At 45.3% G+C, this 22,073-nt stretch carries 18 protein-coding genes; 2 read left to right on the top strand and 16 right to left on the bottom strand.

Annotated features, from left to right (window positions below):
• Positions 1 to 2: 2 nt before the first annotated feature.
• On the bottom strand, positions 3 to 920 hold the full coding sequence (locus G632_RS0103845) for a magnesium transporter CorA family protein (protein ID WP_022767716.1): 918 nt from the start codon (positions 918 to 920) through the stop codon (positions 3 to 5).
• Positions 921 to 988: 68 nt separating this feature from the next.
• Between G632_RS0103845 and G632_RS0103840 the strand changes: the two genes are divergently transcribed.
• Entirely contained in the window at positions 989 to 2,014 is a 1,026-nt protein-coding gene (locus G632_RS0103840; protein ID WP_022767715.1) for a CPBP family intramembrane glutamic endopeptidase, read from the top strand.
• Here G632_RS0103840 and G632_RS0103835 read toward each other — a convergent pair.
• The 9 genes from G632_RS0103835 to G632_RS0103795 all read right to left on the bottom strand — a co-directional run bounded on the left by G632_RS0103835 (position 2,011) and on the right by G632_RS0103795 (position 11,502).
• Positions 2,011 to 3,666, bottom strand: a complete 1,656-nt coding sequence (locus tag G632_RS0103835) for an alpha-glucosidase (protein ID WP_022767714.1) — start codon at positions 3,664 to 3,666, stop codon at positions 2,011 to 2,013. The genes G632_RS0103840 and G632_RS0103835 overlap by 4 nt on opposite strands.
• A complete protein-coding gene (locus tag G632_RS18750) occupies positions 3,638 to 5,011 on the bottom strand; it encodes a glycosyltransferase (protein WP_022767713.1) in 1,374 nt (457 codons plus the stop codon). Before G632_RS18750 ends, G632_RS0103835 begins: the two co-directional genes overlap by 29 nt.
• Position 5,012: 1 nt before the next feature.
• Positions 5,013 to 5,312 carry a hypothetical protein gene (locus G632_RS0103825; protein ID WP_022767712.1) on the bottom strand — a complete coding sequence of 100 codons (300 nt, stop codon included), beginning with the start codon at positions 5,310 to 5,312 and terminating at the stop codon, positions 5,013 to 5,015.
• Positions 5,313 to 5,347: 35 nt separating this feature from the next.
• A complete protein-coding gene (locus tag G632_RS0103820) occupies positions 5,348 to 6,166 on the bottom strand; it encodes a response regulator (RefSeq protein WP_022767711.1) in 819 nt (272 codons plus the stop codon).
• Positions 6,163 to 6,678, bottom strand: coding sequence for a hypothetical protein (locus G632_RS0103815; protein WP_022767710.1), 516 nt, complete (start codon positions 6,676 to 6,678; stop codon positions 6,163 to 6,165). The genes G632_RS0103820 and G632_RS0103815 overlap by 4 nt, the downstream gene beginning before the upstream one ends.
• A gap of 13 nt (positions 6,679 to 6,691) precedes the next feature.
• Positions 6,692 to 7,102: an ATP-binding protein gene (locus tag G632_RS0103810; protein WP_022767709.1), complete on the bottom strand. Its 411-nt coding sequence runs from the start codon at positions 7,100 to 7,102 to the stop codon at positions 6,692 to 6,694.
• A 68-nt stretch (positions 7,103 to 7,170) separates the two neighbouring features.
• Positions 7,171 to 7,467, bottom strand: coding sequence for an STAS domain-containing protein (locus G632_RS0103805; RefSeq protein ID WP_022767708.1), 297 nt, complete (start codon positions 7,465 to 7,467; stop codon positions 7,171 to 7,173).
• 25 nt (positions 7,468 to 7,492) lie between these two features.
• Positions 7,493 to 8,704 carry a hypothetical protein gene (locus G632_RS0103800; RefSeq protein ID WP_022767707.1) on the bottom strand — a complete coding sequence of 404 codons (1,212 nt, stop codon included), beginning with the start codon at positions 8,702 to 8,704 and terminating at the stop codon, positions 7,493 to 7,495.
• Positions 8,705 to 8,775: 71 nt separating this feature from the next.
• Positions 8,776 to 11,502, bottom strand: coding sequence for an InlB B-repeat-containing protein (locus tag G632_RS0103795; protein WP_155828834.1), 2,727 nt, complete (start codon positions 11,500 to 11,502; stop codon positions 8,776 to 8,778).
• Positions 11,503 to 11,620: 118 nt separating this feature from the next.
• Here G632_RS0103795 and G632_RS0103790 point away from each other — a divergent pair, with 118 nt between their 5' ends.
• Complete coding sequence (locus G632_RS0103790; protein ID WP_022767705.1) at positions 11,621 to 12,385, top strand: hypothetical protein; 765 nt, start codon at positions 11,621 to 11,623, stop codon at positions 12,383 to 12,385.
• Here G632_RS0103790 and G632_RS0103785 read toward each other — a convergent pair.
• From G632_RS0103785 to gltB, 6 genes are all read right to left on the bottom strand, one after another.
• A complete protein-coding gene (locus G632_RS0103785) occupies positions 12,382 to 12,912 on the bottom strand; it encodes a hypothetical protein (RefSeq protein ID WP_022767704.1) in 531 nt (176 codons plus the stop codon). The two genes, G632_RS0103790 and G632_RS0103785, sit on opposite strands and share 4 nt — an antisense overlap.
• A gap of 107 nt (positions 12,913 to 13,019) precedes the next feature.
• Positions 13,020 to 13,607 (bottom strand): ANTAR domain-containing response regulator, encoded by a 588-nt coding sequence (locus G632_RS0103780; protein ID WP_022767703.1) that lies wholly within the window; start codon positions 13,605 to 13,607, stop codon positions 13,020 to 13,022.
• 13 nt (positions 13,608 to 13,620) lie between these two features.
• Entirely contained in the window at positions 13,621 to 14,796 is a 1,176-nt protein-coding gene (locus G632_RS0103775) for a glutamine synthetase family protein (RefSeq protein ID WP_022767702.1), read from the bottom strand.
• A gap of 9 nt (positions 14,797 to 14,805) precedes the next feature.
• The gene (locus G632_RS0103770) at positions 14,806 to 16,020 is read right to left on the bottom strand and encodes an LL-diaminopimelate aminotransferase (RefSeq protein ID WP_022767701.1); all 1,215 of its coding nucleotides are present in this window, start codon (positions 16,018 to 16,020) and stop codon (positions 14,806 to 14,808) included.
• A 15-nt stretch (positions 16,021 to 16,035) separates the two neighbouring features.
• Positions 16,036 to 17,526: a glutamate synthase subunit beta gene (locus G632_RS0103765; RefSeq protein WP_022767700.1), complete on the bottom strand. Its 1,491-nt coding sequence runs from the start codon at positions 17,524 to 17,526 to the stop codon at positions 16,036 to 16,038.
• Positions 17,527 to 17,557: 31 nt separating this feature from the next.
• Entirely contained in the window at positions 17,558 to 22,057 is a 4,500-nt protein-coding gene (gltB, locus tag G632_RS0103760) for a glutamate synthase large subunit (protein ID WP_022767699.1), read from the bottom strand.
• Between the last annotated feature and the right edge of the window lie 16 nt (positions 22,058 to 22,073).

The raw sequence follows: 22,073 nt of genomic DNA, 5'->3' as shown, positions 1-22,073 counted from the left end.
TATCAGAGTATCTTCTTGACCTTGAAGAAAGTAAGGCTTCCAACAACAATAAGGATACTCAGGCCGATAACTATCGGATATCCGAGCTGAGACTCCAGCTCAGGCATGTATTTAAAGTTCATTCCATACCAGCCAACGATGAGGGTCAGAGGCATGAAGATTGTGGTAACCACGGTAAGCACAGTCATTATGCGGTTCTGACGCACATCAAGCTGTGACTGATAGAGGTCGTTCAGCTGAATAGTGTAGTCACGAAGGTGAGTGGCTGTGTTGTAAAGCCTGTCAACACGGCCCGAGAACATGCTAAAGTATCTGAGGTTATCCTCCTTAAAGAAGCCGTTCTCGTTCTCCTCAAACTCCCGAGCAAGGTCCAGCAGCTGCTCATAGTGGATACGAAGGTCTCTTATATCGCCTCGAAGCTCGTTGTTTCGCTGTATCTGGGCTTCCTCAGCGTCATTCATTATCTGTTTCTCAATCTGATCAAGCTCCAGCTCGTATTTTTGCATTATCTGGAGATCATTATGGATTATAAGTTCCAAAAAGTCGTATAAAAAGCGCTCTAGACATGGCTTTTTCCACTTCTTGAATCTCTGTATCTTCTTTATTATGTTAAGTACGGTTTCTCCCCGATCGATAAAGACAATTCCAGTTTCATCCAGAACATAAGAGAATCTCTGCAGTTCTGACGCCCCTGAGGATTGTGTGGGAATCACAAAGGTTCCTGTCAGTGAATCATAGTTAACCTCAGCCTTGGTGGTCATGACCTCGTCATTGTTGAGGTCAAAGTCAATGCCCATGTCGAAGTTTTCACTCTCGCTTGCCCACTGTTCCGGAGTAAGTACGGCCACAAATGCGGAATCAGCATCGTGACACTGTTCTGCGCTGCATTCCTCCAGTATGTTTCTTATTAAAAAATACATCCCGTTCTTCCCCTTTCATACACATATACTTTATAATAGCATAATATGGAGAAAAAGGAGGTCAAAGTATGAATGAAGTAGCAGCAAAGAAGGTTTACTCAAGATTCGGATTCAGTTATACCGCCCTCTATCTGGTATATGTGGCGTTCATAGCTCTTTTTCTGCTGATAAGAAACGTTGCATTTTCTGAGGGTGCACTTAGCGGACAAACTCAGATGATCATCTATTTCCTGATCAGATTTGTCATTATATATCCGCTTATGTTCCTTGCTATCAGTAAGCTTCCCAAGTTTGAAATAAAGAAAAACAAACTCGGAGTCGGGGGCTTTATTGCCTGCGTATTCATAACTTACTTTGTTATGGTCGCAGCCAACGTAGTCGGAATGGTACTTAACTCCCTTATAGGAGGCGCCACGGGGAATGGCGCTGTCAATCCGCTTTTGGATGTAGTGGACAATATGTCACCGTTCATGATGGTACTTTTTGCAGCAATCATTGCGCCGATATGGGAAGAGCTGCTGTTTAGGAAATTCCTCATCGACAGGGTAATAAACTACGGCGAAGTAACAGCCATGCTGATGTCCGGTGTTATGTTCGGACTCTATCACGGGAACCTGGCCCAGTGCTCCTACGCATTTGCAATAGGCTGCTTTTTCGCCTTCATTTACATGAGAACAGGCAAGATTGGCTATTCCATCGCAATACACATGATAGTCAACGGATTTAGTACCTATTTGAGCAAGTTTATGTTAAGCGGAGTCAACATCTCTGAGATGCAGGGATATCTTCTAAACGGAGATACAGAAGGCTATATGAACTTTATTCAGGAGAATCTGGCTGCTCTGGCAGGCATGGCTACTGTAGGATTATTTGTTATCATAGCCGTTTTCACAGGCCTGATCCTGACAGTTCTGCTGCATAAGAAGTTTGTGTTTGATCACCACGAAGAAGAGATTGAGAAAGGCAAAAGATTTAAAACTGCCGTCCTCAATCCCGGAATGATAGTGTATTTTATCTACTGGATCGGAACAATCATCCTGACCCAGCTTGGTATCAGCTTTGTAAATACATTTTTGGCAAAGCTTGGCGGTTAATACTTATAGACCCTCGCTTCGTAGGGTTTAAGCCAATTGTCCTTAAGAGGTTCATCGGAGTAGTTGCAAAGAACCATCTCTCCGGTGCATCCCTTGTAGGAATCAGGGATCCTCATCCTGTGCGGAAGCCTTGAAAATGAGCATATTATAAGATATCGCTCGTTATCCAAAACTCTCTCATAGGTATAAAGCTCCTTGTGTTTAGGGAAGTACTCGTTGTACTTACCGTAAATAAGTGTTTCAGAGCTCTTTCTGAGGGCGATGCAGCGTCTGTAGAAATTCAGGATGCTGTCATCGTCCTTTTCTTCTGCAGCAACATTCACCTTCTTATAGTTGGAATTTACAAAAAACCAGGGCTCTACTGTAGAAAATCCGGCATGTGGACTGTCATCCCATTGCATAGGTGTTCTTGAGGAGTCTCTGCTGGAGACATGGATCCTCTGAAGACGCTTTTCTACGCTCTCTTTTAAGTGATAAGTATTGTAATTGGTCTTGCTGGAAACATCCACGTACTGATCGATGGAGGTCAGCCTGATGTTCATCATTCCAATCTCCTGCCCCTGATAGATAAAGGGCGTTCCCTGCTGGAAAAGATATGACACAGCCAGCATAGTTCCGCTCTCACGCCAGTGGTGTTCGCTCCCGTAGCGGCTGATGATCCTGGGATGATCGTGATTCTCGATATAGAGCGCATTCCAGCCCTTTCCATCAAGTGCTTTCTGCCACTTGGTAAAGGCTTTCTTTAGTTTGACCAATGAAAATGGCCTGTGCATGTACTCTGTAAAGAAACAATCAGCCATCATATGGTCAAATGAGAACATCATGTCGAGGGACTTTGTTGGTCCCGTCAAATAATTAAGTGCAGATTTAACAGTTGTCATTGGCCCTTCGCCAAGCTGGAAACAATCATACTCATCACAGACTTTTCTGAACTCTGCAAGGTACTCATGGATATGAGGACCATCTTTGTAGTGGGACATACCTTTTGCTGCCGGCAAAAATGGCAGACCATTTGGAAGCCCCTCTTTTTTGGAAATGAAGTTGATGACATCCTCTCTGAAACCATCAACACCCATGTCCAGCCAGAACTTCATTATAGATTTAACTTCTTCCCTAACCTTAGGATTATCCATGTTCAGGTCGGGTTGCTTCTTGGCAAAAATATGCAGATAATACTGTCCTCTTACCTTGTCATACTCCCAGGCTTCGCCCTCGAAGAGGCTGTCCCAGTTGTTGGGCTTATCGCGCCAGATGTAATAATCGCTGTAGGGATTGTCCTTACCCTTGCGACTTTCTATAAACCAGGGATGTTCATCGGAAGTGTGGTTGACCACCAGGTCCATTATTACCTTAAGTCCCAATTCATGGGCTCTTGTCAGAACCTTTTTAAACTGATCCAGATCGCCGTATTCCGGATGAATATTCTTGTAGTCTGAAATATCGTAGCCAAAATCGGCATTGGGAGAAGGATAAATCGGCGAAAACCAGATTCCGTCCACACCCAGGCTCTTTATATAATCAAGCTTGTCGTATACGCCGTACAGGTCTCCAATACCGTCTCCGTTACCATCAGCAAAGCTCCTTATCCATATCTGATAGAAGCTCATTCTCTTATACCAGTCTCTATTCCTGACCTCTTTCGATGAATTCATCGATCTTCTCCCTTATTTCCTGAAGTCCATCCCGAACTTCGTCTTTGAATTCCTCAAAGTTTTCTCTCATACCCTCGTGAATACTTCTGGAGGTGTTAAATATCTCTCCTGTTCCGCTTATTATCTTGGATGCAGAGTCAAGAAGAAGCTCCGTTCCGGACCATTTCTTTCTTGGGAGACTACCGTCCCTGAACATCTGAAGGATCTCATCATACCTGTTTCTTGCATCCCTGACACTCTCATCCCAGGAAATATAGATCTCATCCATCGCGTTTTGACCGACCTGAGCCAGGTGAGAGAGGTCTTTTGATGCCTCTTCCAGTAATGCAGCCATGGAATGGGGATCTTCCTCGATGATAAAGCCGTTTCTGTCATGTGTTATGCCCTCGGCTGCGCAGGAATCCTTGATCAGGACGCTAGCAAGACCACAGGCTGCAGCTTCTCTGACAACAATTCCGTTGGTGTCATAGACAGAAGGGAACAGAAACAGATCCGCCCTGGTGTTCCAGGCTCTTAGTTTGTCTCTCTCATGGATGGGACCTGTGAAAATGACACTGTCCGAGATGCCATATTTGCATACCTTCTCCTGCATCTCTTCCGCATCAGCTCCGCCTCCCACAAATACCATACGATATTTTATGCCTTTATCCGAGAGCTCTTTCAGCGCGTCGATGATAATGGGAATTCCCTTATATTTCATAATTCTTCCCACGAAAAGAAATACCGGAACCCCCTCAGGGAGATCGTAGCCGGCAGTAGTCTCTTTTACCAGCGCATCACTTGTCTTTCCTTTCTGGAAATCCACACCGTTGGAGACAACACGGTAATCGCCCTCATAGCCAAGGGATCTTAGATTCTCGCCGGCGCCTTTTGAAACAACCCAGACATCATCGCAGGCAGAGATATTGGATACCATAGCCTTTATGGTCTCCTTCTTAAGAAAGCCTTCGCCCACTGCTCTGGCGATATCAACATCAAATTTTGTGTGGTAAGTAAAGACAATCGGCACATCCAGCTCTTTTTGAAGAACTCTTGCCATGATTGTAGAAGAAGCCGGACAGTGAGTATGGATTATCTCCGGCTTAAATTCTGAAAGCCTGCCCACTCCGCTTACAGAAAGCGGATTTCCTGTCCTATAGCCCTTTACCAGATCAGTGGTATCTACACTAGAATAGGCTACCACCTCGTAGGGGTAGCCTGTATAATCAACATCCGGATAGCGCGGAGTTCCGACAATCACCTGGTCGCCCAGATTTTCTGTCATTATCCTCGCATAATTCATTACTACGTTTGCAACTCCGTCTATTATAGGCGGAAAAGAGTCATTTAAAAGACAAACTCTCACCTTATTTTCCCTCCAGATCAGCCACTCTCACAGGTTCTCCGTTAAGAAGTATGTATCCCTTTGGAAGTTTGGACGCATCAGCCATTGAAGTATAATGATTCTTCTCATGCTTATGAGGCATTGTACCGGAATCATTTCTTGGAGACTTCTTGTTATAGGTCTCATATACATTGGCCGGCTTGTGCTGATGGGGCATGGCGCCGGGGTTACTTGTATTTATCTTATTAAACTTTTTCTTCCTGCTTATGATCACAACAGCGATGATCACTACATATACGGCTAAACTTAATAAGCCTTCCATCTCTTATCCTCCCCACGCTTGCAGAATCTGTTCATTTACTTCATAGCATCTTCTTCAAGGTCGTAGCTTATCTCATCCAGCTCAGCATGGTAAAATTCCGACCAGCTGTACTGGTTCATGTAATCACCCATGTATTTGTATTTCGAATCATTGCCGTTATCAAGCCAGTCATAGAGATCGCACTCTATCCTGTCCTTGGCAATAGCCATGCTTCCGCGCTGCTTTAAAAGGATACCGTCAAGCTTAAGCTTATTAAAGGTATTCTGAAGATCCTGACGCAGATTGCAGAGGTATGAAAGTTTCTTTTCGGGATCACCGTCATCCTCCCACAAGGAAGCGATGATCTCGCCGTTTGTGGTCTGGGCTCCTCTATTGTTGATAAGAAGCGCTACAATCTCTTTTGTCCTCTTATACTTAAATTCTACCGGCTGCCCATCAACAAAAAACTCAAAGTTACCGAAGGTCTGAGCAAAAACTCTCTTGAATTTCTTGCGCATCTCAGGATAACGCAGGGATTCAAGCTCGCCCTTCACATCCTTGTCGTTTCCGGGCTTTTTCAGGTATCCACTGGCATGAAGCTTCATAGCCTCATACGCATAGTTGGTATCCTCAGTGAGGTATATTAAGTTTACATAAGGATTAAGCTCTTTGAGATACCTTCCAAGATCTATTCCTGAAAGCTCCGGCATTTCCACATCGAGAAAAGCCACATCTATCTCTTCCTCACGAGCCTTGGCAAGAGCTGCCAGGGACTCATCGTAAAAATAGCATGTGGCATCAGGCAAAGCCTTTGCAAGGATGTTCTTGATCTTCTTTAAGGAGGTATTGTCGTCATCTACTGCCAGAATTGTCACTGTGCACCTCCTGAAGGAAATGAAACTGATTTAACCTTCTGGTTCTTGCGCTGCTGAGCAGTCATATGAAGAGGATCAGCCTCTCCAACCACCAGGGTGTCTCCATCATTAAGAGCAGCATCATGAAGCGGGCCACAGTTCATGTCGGCCAGCACCAGTGCTGCGAATCTGTCATAATTATCATCGTCGATAACCGGGAAATGATACTTCATACGATACCAGTGCTCCGGATCGTAGCCTGTACCTCCGATATAGAGCCTGTCAGCTGTATCAGCGACCTCGTCCACCCCCGCTTTATCACCGGGCTCAAGACCTGCTTCTTCGCAAAAGAGAACGCCGTAAGCCTTTAAGATTCTGTCTCTTACAGTCTCATCGCTTCCGCTCTTATTCTTCCTTCCGGTCGGAGTATCCATGACTTGATAATAGAGTTCTTTGGCTTCATCACTCTCGTCAAAGTGAACTATCGCATCATAAAACAGCTTAGGATCAAGATCTCTTGCAATCGATGCCATTTTTTATCCCCCTTTATGCCCAAGAGTAACCCATGCTGAAGATATTCTTGTTATCCTTTCTTTCATAGGCTGTCTTGTCCATACTTTTTTTCACGATAAATATACCTAATCCGCCAATCTCTCTTTCCTCAGCGGACAAGGTTACATCCGGATCCTCTTTTGCCAAAGGATTGTAGGGGATTCCCTCATCGGTAAAAGTAATCGTTACATACTGATTTCCAGGGTCAGCATCCACCTCAATCTTGCAGTTGCCTTCTTTGCCTTCATAGGCATAGCTTGCAACGTTGACGAAAATCTCCTCCACGGCAACATCAATCTGCATCATTCCCTTCATGGAACATTCAGCTTTTTCAAGCTCCTCATCCACAAATGAAAGGACCTGAGGCAGGTTATCGACTTTTGCATCTAATACGATTTCTTTCATATTGTAATCCTATAAGAAATAGGCAAAAGGCATAAACATGCCTTTTGCCTGTACCATATGCAACAAAATTATTCGATTGTAAGAATATCTACGAAACCTGTTACTTCAAAGATCTCGTTGATCTCCTCGCTAACGTTCTTAATAACCATGCTTCCCTGCTTATTCATGATCTTCTGAGCTGAAAGCAGCACTCTGAGTCCGGCAGATGAGATGTACTCGAGGTCAGTGAAATCGAACTCAAGCTTCTCTACTCCATCAAGCCCCCCCTTAAGCTCATCATCAAGCTGCGGTGCGGTTGTAGTATCAAGCCTTCCTGCTAAAGAAATAATGAGATCCTTTCCATTTGCTACTTTGTTAATTGTCATTGTGCTATTTCTCCTCTCTTGAAACTCATGAATTGAGCCCATATACCATTGTAATATCTATTCTATCACCTTTTACGCCAACAAGTACGTCCTTGGCAAGACTTGCAACGATAGATTTTTCAAGTTCATCCCAAGCCTCTTTTGCACTGGGATCATTCTCCTGATCGTTTCCAAGTGACTCCCTGTAGTCGCTCAGTGACCACATAACTCCGGGATCGGAGCTACCTTCCATGATACCATAAATACCCATAGAACCAAAGCTTACATATCCGGTTCCATACTGCTGCTGAAGCTTCATAACCTCAGAGTAGTTCAAAAGTCCGTTCTCAACGACATCTCCGATCTTGCTCATAAAGCCCTTAACAGCGCTGTTGTCTCTGTCTGAAGCCACCTGGATCAGGTCTTTCTTCTTGCCTGCGTCCATAAGTGTCTTGGCTGTAAGCTTAAGGCAGCATACGTTCTTGTATTTCTCAAACCAAAGCTCTGCTCTGAAGTCTGCTGTCATTGCCTTGAGCATTCCGATGGTCTCTTCAAACAAGAGTTTTAAGTGAATTGCATCCTTGGCAGATACTTCAAGCTCTTCGATGAGCTCGTCTGCTCTTGCATATACCTTGCCCTCATCGATCTTGTTGCTGTCAACAAAGGTAAAGTCGCTCTTTGCAACAGGAACTCTTGATCCGATAGCTCCCAGAGCCTCTGAGAAGTCCTTGGTAACTATCATCTCGATATTGTCCTTGCCCACACCGACTTCGATATCATCAGCAAGGTTGGCTACAAGTGATCTCTCCAGATCATCCCAGGCTTCCTGAGAATATTTATCCTCTTCCTTCCTGCGCCTTAACTCTTCCTGATAGTCCTTCAGTGACCACTTTGATGTGGTTGGTGCATTTACTACAAAGAGTGATCTGAGCTTTCCAAAGAAGCCCTGTTCAACCTTGTTCTCTCCTGTTGATGATACAGAGATCAGTTCATCCTCTTTGCTCTTATCCATATGGTTCTCGGCTGTGAGGTAGATCTTGGTTACCCTTGAGTTACCCTCAAGCCAGAAATTCATGATTCCATAACCTATTATTGATTTTGCCAGACGAAGCACTTCTTCCGAGAGAAGCTTAAGTCTTAAGGCATCCTTGCCCTTTATCCCTGTATCAAAGATGTAGTTCTCAACAACTTCCTGAGCTACGTCCATCTTAGACTCGAGATTTGCAATTTTAATCTGCTCTGATTGAACGAAACGCATTTCCCCCTCCTCTTAACATGGATACTTACTTTAAATTGTACATCTCTTTTATCATTTCTTCTACACTTAAATCATGCTCTTCTTGGTCTGTTTGCCCTTCTTGCTCTTCTCTTATATTTTACAAGATTTACGAAGCAAATTATCGCAAGAATAAATGAAATAAATGCCACTATAACAACTCTGAGCACAAGCTTGTTTACATTTATTGCTTCATAAGCGATAGCATATTCAGAGAATCTGTCGGTTCTGAATGTGATTGTATCAGGGTCATTTCCTACATCTTCAAGAATATCTACCACACCGTTGTGATTTCTTATCACGAAGAACTTTCTGCCATCTTTTTTGTACTGCTCCGGGATGGGTACTACTACTTCGAGGTCTGTCTTTGTCTGGTTGATTACTGTGGTTGTACCATTGCTGGTCTTCATGATAAGGAAGTCAAAATAGCTTACCGGCTTGTAACCGATCTTTTTCTGCATTAGCTCTTTTGTTCCCCGATCAACAGTATCTGTGTTCTCAGTAATATCAATATTGAAGGAAATAGGTGTTCCTGTAAGAACCTGATACTTCTCTTCTGCTGTAAGGGTCTCAGCAATTACATCCTCAAAATTAACAAGTGTAGGCTGACTGTAGTAAAGCTGAACTGCTGTCTCCTGCTGATCTGCAGCATATGTGTTATTTACTGTGATCTGAAGAGTTCCATCCTCAAATGCCTCTCTGAGCATCGGAAGCACAGCGTCGTCCTCGATGAGAATTCTAAGTGTAGTCTCATCCATGTTGTGCTTTGCCATTACGCTGTTTGATACTGCTTCTGAAGCCTCTTCAGTTTCAGCCGCTGTAGCCTCAGTGTAAACATCTTCTGCATGCTGCTCATCATCAAGAACCTCAACCTGCTCAGGAATCTTCTCCTCAACAACTTTCTGCTCCGTAACGGCTCCTTCTGCTGCTGTCTTTTCGTTGAATTCAGTCTTTTTCTGAGCCCCTGCTACAGCCGGATTATTGTCTGAGTTCTTCTTGGTAGTCTGCCCGGATGTATTTGACTTCTTGGGAGCTTCCGGAATCTTCTCAAAGCTTGCTGTTATGCTGTGTCCGCCTCTTACATTGTTGAAGGTGTAGCTCGTAACAGCACCGATATTCTTACCATCTACCATAACTGCAGTGATCCTGTAGCCTGCCTGAGCCATGATGTTGTAAGTAACACTGCTTCCCTCGGGGATGTTGAAATCACCGCTTGGAGAGATTGTTCCGCCTGTAGTTGCGATTCCAGCAGTCACCCTGTAGGTCGTTGTGTTTATCTTCATAAAGTTAGCAACTACGTTGAGATCGCTCTTTATATGCTCAATTATATATTTGTCATCTTTTGAAACTATCTGACTGTTAACGCTCCATCCAACAAACTGGTATCCGTCATATGCCTTTGCAGTAAGAGCCACCCTGTCGCCCTTGTTATAGGTTCCGGCTCCTTCGTACTTACCTGTATCCTGAGGATATACAGATACGTTAACTGTGCACTTTTCACGATTGAAAACAGCTGTTATGTTTCTGTCAGTAGTTATATTGTTGAGCTCAATTGAAGAAGCGGTGCTGATGGTCTTGTTATTCTCAACAAATCCCGCAAAGCTGTATCCACTGTTAGCCTTGGCTGTGATAGTCATCTTTCCGCCGTAAGGTACGCTCTGACTTGCTGTGATTGTTCCGCCATCACCGTTGTTAACGCCTGTTCTTATGTAACATGACTGTCTCTCAAACTTAGCAACAAAGGTGTGATCTGAAGTTATATTGTTGATGGTTGTCTGTCCGGTGCTGGAAATAAGGTTTCCACCCTCGTACCAACCTTTGAATACATAGTTGTTATTAGGAGAAGCTGAAATCGTGCAGTTTCCGCCATTTCTTACAGCTCCGCCTCCGGCAATTGCTCCGCCCTCAGCCGGATCTGCCTTGATGCTGATAACATGATCAACAGTTGCTACGGTTATAACTCCTCTGTCGGACTTTGAAGGATCCTGAGCAGATGTAGCAACTACTGTGAAAGAAGATGCTGTCTCATTGGGGCTTACATATACTGTTCCGTTTCCGTCAACAGTTGTTCCGGTGCTCTGATTTCCTGCCAAAGACCAGATTACGGAAGGATCATAATTATTTCCACCGCTTACATTTGCATCGAAGTCAAAGCCCTTTCCTGCGGGAATTGTAGCAGAAGCAGGAACTACGTCAACGCTTGTGATATATGGTGCAGCGTCAACAACTGTGATTGTTACGTCAACAATTGCTGTATGGTGTCTCCTATAATCGTTCTCTGAAAAGAATGTATATCTTGCTGTATATGTTCCGGGCTTAAGTCCCTCATTTGGTGAAACTGAGAAAAGGATTGAATCCTGAGGCTTCATAACATTGGTTGGAGATATGGATCCAACATCAAATGCTGTGTAGGGATCAACTTCTTCCCATGTAAGAGGGAATGTTGTGGTTCCTATATTAACGATTGCAAACTGTCTTGCATAAACCACATCACCCTGATTTACCTTGCCAAAATTTATACTTGGAGTGTAGCAGACAAGGTTATAGTCAAAAGGATCCGGCTGTACAGGATCGGGATCCGGATCGGAATCCGGATTCGGCTCAGGATTCGTATCAGGATCAGGGTCTACTACAAAATCTGTACTTTCCTGTTCAAATGTCTCATTCTGATCTTCTTCAGCAAAGACCTTTACGATCTGTACTGCTGTTGCGCTTGTCAGTACAAAACAGATAGTTAATAGTACTGCACAAACCTTCAATAAAATCTCGCTTTTCTTCATAATTCCCACCTCTTCATTAAGCATATATGTTCACGGTTCACTTTATTCTAATAAAGCCTCTATCACAGTTTTGTCACACTGTGGTAAGATAATGAAAAAGAACTGTCGGAGTCTTAACATGTATATAAGTGTCAAAAAGCACATTTTATCAAAAGCAATAATGTCTGTAGCCGTGATCAAGCTGATTGCCGCCGTTGTTGAAGGCGTTTTGCGCTTTTTTATCCAAAGAGCAAATACATCAAGTCCCGATATGCTGGACATCAAGCTCTGGCACAGCCAGCTTGCAATATCTTTGGTTCAGATTTTAATAACAGCAGTTATTTTCTATATTACCTGGAGCAGACTCAACCGCTATGTAAGCGTTATTCCTCCGGAAGATCGCAGAAGTATGGGTGATCTTCAGAAAGAGGTTTTTGGCGATAACATCGCTTCTTTGTCTGTTTCTTCAGTCAACAGGCTTCTTCAGCTCTGGGCCGTTATTTTTGTAGGCGCTGAGCTCATCTATCTGTTTACATCCATAATGTACAGAAGGTTCATCGGTATGCTCATGGATGCCCTGTCCTCAGGCGAAGGCATGACCGATGGTACTTTTATCATGCTCTATAACATGACTCACGGCTTTAAATACCTGGAGATCCTCTCCGCCATACTTCTCGGCGTAGTAATGACCGGTATTTTTTTAAATGACCGCTATATCAAGCTGGGGTCACTGGCAATTCTTTTGCTGTTCCTTGTTTCTTTTGGGGCCATCCAGATGCAGACTGTATATCTGATGGGAAGAGAGATCGGCATAGTGTGGACATCCCTTATCTATCACATAACTGAAACCTTGGGGCTGTTCCTTCTTTCACTCTACCTGTCTGTAAGATATAAAGGGCTTTAAGCGCCCTGAATCCCCTGTTCTTTTTCCATAGTCAGTTTCTTTATCATTTTTGCTGACCGCAAAATGCCAATCAGCATTATGATTACCGTCACATCAACCATAAATGCTGCTATTGTCGTGTCGTCAAAGCTGAAATTCGACAGATCTCCGGCCTGCCCACCATATCCCAATAAATTGATTATGCCGAAGATCAACAAAACGACCGTCACTCTGAGATATCCTCGTTTCTTACTTCCACTGCTTGCTCTTATAGCTCCAAGTCCTACATAGAGATGCAAAAGAACTACAGCAACAGCAGCAATACCAATAAGGGTGAAATAAAAGGCTTCGAAAAACACCAAAGCTTCCGGCTCTATTTCATAAGTGTCAACGATTTTTTTGACAGATAATTCCCCTACAAAAACGCTCATAACAACCTTGATGGCTGACCATATTCCAAAAAGGATATAGCCACCCCCCGAAGTAGAGAGCTCTTTTTTATAGCGCCTTAGTGAGACGTCAATAGCACTGTTTTCTGCTGTTAGCAATTTTATTTCTCCCATGCGGTTGTTTTTGACAATAAAATTTTAACACAATTAATGCCCCAAACTTGCAGTTTAGAATAAATTAAGAAATGGACGCCCTCGAAATGTCTTCATTCAAGGTCGTCCATTATTCTCTCTGCCGCTCTGCGCCTGGATATTCCCTCATTCATGGCCTCACTTCCAATAAATCTGTGGGCTTCATCCTCGGTCATACCCTTCTTTTCTATCAAAAGAACTTTAGCACGGCTTATTATCTTGATTTCCTCCAGCTTTTCTTTTGCCCGGAAAATCTCTTTTGAAAGCTTCTGCAGCTTATTCTGCACAGAAATCAGGTATCTTATGGATTTATTCAAAAGACCTCTCTGAAAAGGCTTCTGAATAGCCAAAATCCCGATGTCTGTGACTCTCTCCAGCACATCTCCATATATATCCGGCGTGGTTACGATCAGAACGCTGATGTTGGTGTCCTCGGCAATGTCCAGAGCCAGATCAATTCCGGAATCATCCGGCAGAGGCGCATTTATAACGACAATGTCGTAATACCTCTCTAAAATGTTCCTTCTGGCCGAGCTTGCGCTCCTAAGGAAGTCCACCGTCATGTAGTCCCCTTCCGGGAGCGACCTTTTCACCACGGGGTCAAACTGCTCCGAGCCCGACACCACTAATATGGAGTGTTGAAAGTCATCCTTTCTCGGCATAACAATCCTCCAATCAGTGGCCCATGTACGCTCCCATCAGGTCATCAGGTACAAACTCTTTTACAAAGCTGCTTTCCTTTGCAAGCTCTTCAGCTTCCTTCTTGGACTTTGGCAAAAGAAGTCCTTCCTCATTGGTCTTCTCTGACAATTCCATACGATTTTTGATGCCGTAAAGCCCTGCCCTTATCAGCAGTGCATACACTAAATAGGGGTTACTTAAGGCATCCGGTGAACGCAGCTCCACGTGGGTCCTGCCCTTGTAGGTCTCAACAAACATAAGCTCGGATTCTCCGGCACCGGACCAGTTTACTTTATCCGGAGCCATGTTATTTCCAAATCTTGCATAGGATTCATTACTTGGATTCAGGAAAAGAGTGATCTCTCTTATCTTTTCCATTATTCCTGCCGCAGCAAAACCTGCCACATCATTGCCGTCCTTATCAACGGCATAAATGTTGATATGATAGCCGTTTCCGGGCTTTCCGGGAAGTGGTACCGGCGAAAAATCCGACACCAGTCCGTATCTGTCAGCTATGGTACTTACTACCATCTTGAAGGTTGTCATCTGATCTGCAGCCTTTAAGGGCTTTCCATAGTGGAAATCTATCTCGTTCTGTCCCGGGCCATGCTCATGATGACTTCTCTCAGGAGTAAGTCCCATCTTTTCTATGGTGAGGCAGATCTCACGCCTTATGTTCTCACACCTGTCAGCCGGAGCAATGTCCATATAGCCTGCAGTATCATAAGGAATTCTGGTGGGATTTCCGTTTTCATCCTTGTTAAAGAGATAAAACTCCGTCTCAGAACCGAACCTGAACTCAATTCCGGCTTCCTTGGCAGCATCGACAGCCTTTTTGAGGACATTTCTGGTGGATGATAAAATCTCCTCTCCATCAGCGGTATAAACATCACAGAACATACGCAGCACTCTTCCGCTGTCAGGTCTCCATGGAAGAACCGCCAGCGTTGAAGGATCAGGCTTTAAGTACAGCTTGGCATAAGGGCTTCCCCTGAATCCCGCAATCTCCTTGGCACTTATGGGTGCCCCGTCCTCAAAGGCCTTCTTGAGCTCCCCCGGCATTACCGAAATATTTTTTTGCACGCCAAAAGCATCGCAAAACGCAAGTCTGATAAACTTGGCATCTTCCTCCTCAACGTACTTAAGAACCTCTTCAACTGTGTACTGCATGAGTCCTCCTTAAAGCTTCTTTATTCTCTCTATTGCCTCTAATGTATTCTCTCTGCTTCCAAAGGCTGTAAGCCTGAAATAATGCTCACCGTGAGGTCCAAAGCCCGATCCCGGTGTTCCTACAACATTAGCCTTTGTAAGGAGATGATCAAAGAATTCCCAACTGGTCATGTTATCCGGCGTATGGAGCCAGATGTAAGGCGCATTTACACCGCCTGATACCTCGTATCCGGCGCTCTTTAAACCGTCATAGATATATCTTGCATTCTCCATATAGTATGCGATCTGGGTCTTTATCTGCGCTCTTCCCTCTTCTGAATATACAGCTTCTCCTGCCTTCTGAACAATATAAGGTGCTCCGTTGTACTTTGTTCCGTGCCTTCTTGCCCAGAGGTCCCAAAGCTTTACGCCGCCTGCCTCAAGCTCTTTTGGAATAACGGTAAATCCGAGCCTTAAGCCAGTGAAACCTGCGGTCTTGGAAAAAGACCTGAACTCGATAGCGCAGGTTTTTGCTCCCTCGCACTCATAGATGCTGTGTGGAACGTCTCCTTCCGAAATATATGCTTCATAGGCTGCATCATAGAGAATGATGGCCTTATTCTTGTTTGCATAATCAACCCAGGCCTGAAGCTGATCCTTTTTGATCACAGCTCCTGTAGGGTTGTTTGGAAAACACAGGTAGATAAGGTCCGGAGTCTCCTCAGGAAACTCGGGAACGAAGCCATTATCTGCTGTACAAGGCATGTATACTACATCTTTGTAGCTCTGTGCGATCTCATCATAAATTCCTGTCCTTCCGGCCATAACGTTTGAATCCACATAAACCGGGTAAACCGGATCGCAGACAGCAACCTTGTTATCAAGGCTGAAGATCTCCTGAATATTGGAGCAGTCGCACTTTGCGCCGTCGGAAACAAATATCTCATCGGGAGAAATATCGCATCCCCTGCCCTTAAAATCGACCTCGGAAATCTTTTCTCTAAGGAAGCTGTAGCCCAGATCAGGCGCATATCCCTTAAAAGTCTCCGCGCTTCCCATCTCATCAACCGCGCTATGAAGCGCCTTTATAATGGCAGGTGCAATGGGCTGTGTCACATCACCGATTCCCAATCTTATCACCTTAACCTCAGGATTTTTGTCCTGAAAATCCCTGACCTTTTTTCCGATTGTGGAAAAAAGGTAATTTCCGGGTAATTTTAAATAATTCTCATTAGCTTTAACCATTGTTTCTATCTCCAATCAAAGATTAGTATATCCCATGAGATATTCATCTATCTCTTTTGCACACTCTCTGCCCTCGCAGATGGCCCAAACAACCAGCGACTGGCCTCTGTGCATATCACCTGCGGAAAAGACCTTGCTCTCACCCACACGGTAACTCTCAGCGCCTGTAACTACAGTGCCTCTCTTGCTTAGCTCAAGTCCAAAATCATCAGCCACGTAATTCTCACATCCTATGAATCCGGCTGCAATAAGCAGAAGATCGCACCTTAGTGTCTTCTCCGTGCCGGGAACTTCAACAAGTTTGCCGTCCTTGAACTGTACCTTCACGGTCTCCACCTGCTTGATATGTCCCTTTTTATCTGTCTTTACGCTCTTTATCGTGGTCTCAAAGACTCTTGGATCCTCCCCATAGAGGTAAATTGCTTCCTCATGGCCGTAGTCGGTCTTAAGGACCTTGGGCCACTCAGGCCACGGATTGGAAGAAAGCCTCTCTACAGGCGGCTTTGGCATCATCTCGATAGCTGTAACGCTCTTTGCTCCATGTCTTATAACGGTTCCGATACAGTCATTTCCCGTATCGCCACCACCTACTATAATAACATTCCTGCCCTCTGCATCAATATACCCTTTTTGAGTTTTTAGAGCAGCTACAGACCTGTCTCCTGCTTTTAAAAGAGCTTTTGTATTCATTGTAAGGAAATCAACGGCATTATACACTCCCTTTACCTTACCGGGATCAGCAACTGCAAGGGGTCTTGCCTTCTTGGCTCCGCAGCACAAAACCACTGCATCAAAACTATCAAGAAATTCCTTGGAATGCTTGTCCTGTCCGATATTTACTCCTGTGTGGAAAACAACTCCCTCCTGCTCCATAAGGTGCTTTCTGCGAAGAACAACGCTCTTATCAAGCTTCATATTGGGTATTCCGTACATGAGAAGACCACCGATCTCATCTTCCCTCTCAAACACCTCAACGCTGTGGCCTCTGTGATTGAGCTCATCAGCAACTGCAAGGCCTGATGGTCCGCTTCCGATAACTGCCACCTTTTTACCGCTTCTTATCTGCGGTATAACAGGTGTTATGTATCCTTTTTCATAGGCCTGCTCTATAAGATAGAGCTCATTGTCGTGCACGGTCACGGAGTCTCCGTTCTGTCCGCACATGCAGGCCTTTTCACAAAGGGCTGGGCAGACCCTTCCGGTAAACTCAGGGAAATTGCTGGTCTTATGCAGCCTTGCAAATGCGTGTTTATCATGTCCTCTGTAGATCTCGTCATTCCACTCGGGAATGAGGTTGTGAAGGGGACATCCTGTAACCATTCCGCCAAGGTTCATGGCCGACTGGCAGAATGGAACTCCGCAGTTCATACACCTTGAAGCCTGTCTGCGCCTTTCTTCGGAATCAAGAGGAACATGAAATTCCTCAAAGTTTTTTATCCTTTCTTCTGGAGGAACATCTTTATTATTTGTCCTGTTATATTCAAGAAATCCTGTTTCTTTTCCCATCTTAAACTTCTCCCATTATTGATAACATTTGTTATGCCAATTCCTTGAAAGCCTCTAATACAGCGGTTTCATGGTCTATTCCCTGTTCTTCAAACTTGCTGATTGCCGACAGCATACGGTGATAATCGTTTGGCACGATCTTCTTGAAATCAGGGATGTATTTATCAAAGTTTTCCAGGATCTCTTTTCCGAACTGTGAACCTGTCTCTTTTACATAATCCTCAAGGATTGTCTGAAGCTCAGCGATATCGTATTTCTCTGTGAGCTCGGTAAGGCTTGCCATGTCCTTGTTCATGCGAAGGTAAAGAGTATGCTCCTTATCGAGAACATAGGCGATTCCGCCGCTCATTCCCGCTGCAAAGTTCTTGCCTGTCATACCAAGGATAACTGCTCTTCCGCCGGTCATATACTCAAGGCCGTGGTCTCCGCAGCCCTCTGAAACTGCCAGCGCACCGGAATTTCTGACACAGAACCTCTCTCCTGCTATTCCGCAAACATAGGCTTTTCCTGCTGTTGCGCCGTAAAGTGCAACATTACCGATGATGATGTTCTCGTGAGCCTTATAAGTAGCTTCCTTAGGAGGTGCAACGATGACCTTTCCGCCGGATAATCCCTTTCCGAAGCCATCGTTGGCATCGCCTGAGAGCCTAAGCGTTATTCCCTTTGGAAGGAATGCGCCAAATGACTGTCCGCCGCCTCCTGTTGCCTCAACAGTGATGGAATCATCAGCAAGTGAATCTGCAAAATCCTCCGTTACCCTGCTTCCAAGCAGTGTTCCAAAGCTTCTGTCCGTGCTGGTAATATCCACTTTTACACTCATCTTTGTATCTGGTTTTTTCTTAAACTTCTCGTATGCAGGTAAAAGAGCCTTATGATCAAGTGTCTTTTCCAGACCAAAATCATATACATCCTTGGGATCAAAGTGGTTCTTGGCCTGTCCCACATAGCTTGTATCAAGGATTCTTGAGAGGTCCGCAGCATCCTTGCAGCGCGCATTCGGAATGGTCCTCATCTTGAGGCAGTCAGTTCTTCCCACCATCTCCTCGATAGTTCTAAAGCCAAGCTCGCTCATGATCTCACGAAGCTGCCTTGCTACAAAGAGCATGAAGTTCATGACATGCTCGGGTTTTCCCTTAAATCTCTTTCTGAGCTCCTCATTCTGGGTTGCGATGCCCACAGGGCATGTATCCTTGGAGCAGACACGCATCATCATGCAGCCCATGCATACAAGGGGCGCTGTGGCGAATCCGAATTCCTCAGCTCCGAGAAGCGCTGCTATGGCAACATCTCGTCCTGTCATGAGCTTACCGTCAGTCTCAAGGACTACGCGGCTTCTAAGGCCGTTATGCAGAAGAGACTGATGAGCTTCACTGACTCCCAGCTCCCAGGGAAGTCCTGCGTGATGAACAGAGGACGATGGAGCTGCTCCTGTTCCGCCATCGTAGCCTGAGATCAGGATTACCTGAGCTCCTGCCTTGGCAACACCTGAAGCGATGGTACCTACACCTGCCTCAGATACCAGCTTTACTGATATCCTTGCCTTGTCGTTGGCATTCTTAAGGTCATAGATAAGCTGTGCCAGGTCCTCAATTGAGTAGATGTCATGGTGAGGCGGCGGTGAAATAAGGGCTACGCCCGGGGTTGAGAAACGTGTACTTGCAACCCATGGGTAAACCTTTTTGCCCGGAAGATGTCCGCCTTCACCGGGTTTTGCACCCTGTGCCATCTTTATCTGTATCTCTTTTGCACTCTGAAGATATCTGCTGGTAACGCCGAATCTTCCGGATGCAACCTGCTTAACTGCGCTGTTTCTCTCTGTTCCGAATCTTGCGATATCCTCTCCACCTTCGCCGGTGTTACTCTTTCCGCCAAGCCTGTTCATGGCTGTAGCAAGAGTCTCATGGGCTTCCTTGGAAAGCGAACCGTAGGACATAGCTCCCGTCTGGAAGCGTTTTACGATCTCCTCAGCAGGCTCAACCTCTTCAAGAGGCACCTTCTCTCCTGCAGGAACGAAGGATAAAAGAGCTCTCAGAGTATGTGGCCTGTCCTCATCATCAACAAGCTGTGTATATTCCTTAAATCTCTCGTAGTCCCCTTCCCTTACAGCTCTCTGAAGAGTAACTATGGTCTTTGGATTATACATGTGGTCTTCCATGTCTTTTCCGCTGCGAAGACCGTGGAATCCAAAGGAATCAAGGCTTGTGTCGGTGGCAAGTCCCAGGGGATCGAAGGCCTTGTTGTGACGAAGCTCAACATCCTCACCGATCTCGTTTATGCCGATTCCGCCCACTCTGCTGGTGGTTCCGGTGAAATACTTATCAACAAACTCTTTTGACAGGCCGATGGCCTCAAATATCTTGGCGGACTGATAGGACTGGAGGGTTGAGATGCCCATCTTGGCTGCAATCTTAACAACTCCGCCCAGGAGCGCCTTGTTGTAGTCAGCTATTGCTGTGTGATAATCCTTATCAAGGATTCCGATATCTATGAGCTCTGCGATGCACTCATGAGCCAGATACGGATGGATAGCACGGGCACCAAAACCGAGAAGTGTTGCGATCTGATGGACGTCCCTCGGCTCTCCGCTCTCGAGAATAAGGGATACTGCCGTGCGCTGCTTGGTCCTTACCAGGTGCTGCTCGACGCTGGATACAGCCAGGAGCGAAGGGATAGGCATGTGGTTTTCATCAACACCCCTGTCTGAGAGAACGATGATGTTAACGCCCTCTGCAGTAGCCCTGTCCACTGAGATGTTCAGCTGGTCCAGAGCTCTCTCCATAGGAGTGTTCTTGTAATACAGAAGGGATATCTTTTTTACATGAAAGCCCGGCTGATCCAGAGCTTCGATCTTCATGAGATCAACGCCCGTAAGGATCGGGTTGTTAACCTCAAGAACACGGCAGTTGTCGCTCTTTTCCCCAAGGAGATTCCCGTCAGAGCCGATATAAACTGTGGTATCGGTGACTACCTTCTCGCGAAGCGAGTCGATTGGCGGATTAGTAACCTGGGCAAAGAGCTGTTTGAAATAGCAAAACAGCATCTGATGATGCTTTGAAAGCATGGCAAGAGGGACGTCAGTTCCCATGGAAACAGTAGATTCTATGCCATTTGTAGCCATTGGCATTATCTGCTGTTTGACGTCCTCGTAGGAATACCCGAATACCTTGTAGAGCTTGTCTCTCATCTCTTGGGTATGGGTAGGTATCTTTTTATTTGGAACCGACAGCTTGTTAAGGTGCAGAAGATATCTGTCGAGCCACTCGCCATAGGGCTTTGCCAGTGAATATCTGTCCTTACACTCCTTGTCGGAGATTATGCGTCCTTCTTTTGTATTGACCAGTAGCATGTGTCCCGGTGAAAGCCTTGATTTCTCAAGGATATTCTCCTCCGGGATATCCAAAACGCCAACTTCGGATGCAAGAATCAGTCTTCCATCCTTGGTCACATAATATCTTGATGGTCTGAGTCCGTTACGATCCAGCGTTGCTCCAAAGAGCTCACCGTCCGTGAAAAGAACTGCAGCCGGTCCGTCCCAGGGCTCCATCATTGTTGCGTAGTAGTGATAAAAATCTTTTCTGTCCTGAGACATGAAATCGTTGTGCTTCCAGGGCTCAGGTATTGTGATCATCATGGCGAGAGGGAGATCCATGCCGTTCATGTACAGGAACTCCAAGGTGTTATCAAGCATGGCTGAATCAGATCCGGAGGATGCAATGACGGGATAGACCTTGGAAAGCTCCTCCTTAAATACATCTGACGACATGGTCTCCTCACGGGCCAGCATCCTGTCACTGTTACCCTTTATGGTATTGATCTCACCGTTGTGTGCGATCATGCGATATGGATGCGCCCTCTGCCAGGAAGGTGTGGTATTAGTGGAAAATCTGCTGTGCACCAGCGCGATAGCGCTCTGGTAATCAGGTGATAACAGATCCTCGTAGAAATTGCGGAGCTGTCCCACCAAAAACATTCCTTTATAGACAATGGTTCTGGATGAAAATGAGCAAATATAAGTATCCTCAGAAGATTTCTCGTACTCTCTTCTGAGGCAGTATAACTTTCTATCAAACTCTATTCCCTTCTCCACATCGGATGGCCTCTCAATGAAGCACTGGCTGATGTGTGGCATGCAGTTTCTTGCCACCTCACCAAGGATTTCGGGATGTGTTTCCACATCCCTCCATCCGATGACCTTAAGGTTTTCTTTTTCTGCAATGACTTCAAGCATTCGCTTTGCGAACATGCGCTTCATGGAATCCTGCGGCAGGAAAAACATTCCTATACCGTAGTCCCCTGCGCCTCCAATCTTAAACCCGAGCTTTTTGGCTTCTTTTGAAAAGAACTTGTGAGATATCTGAACTAGAATTCCCACGCCGTCGCCGACTTTTCCGCTGGCATCTTTTCCTGCTCTGTGCTCAAGCTTTTCTACGATGGAAAGGGCATCGTCAAGCACCTTGTTATCAGGCTTTCCGTTTATATTTATCACCGCTCCTATTCCGCATGCATCATGTTCGTTCATCCAGTTTTCCATTGCTTTTATACCTCTA

Source organism: Butyrivibrio sp. NC2007, assembly GCF_000421405.1.
Lineage (GTDB): Bacteria > Bacillota > Clostridia > Lachnospirales > Lachnospiraceae > Butyrivibrio.
This window is presented reverse-complemented; position numbering and strand designations above follow the sequence as displayed.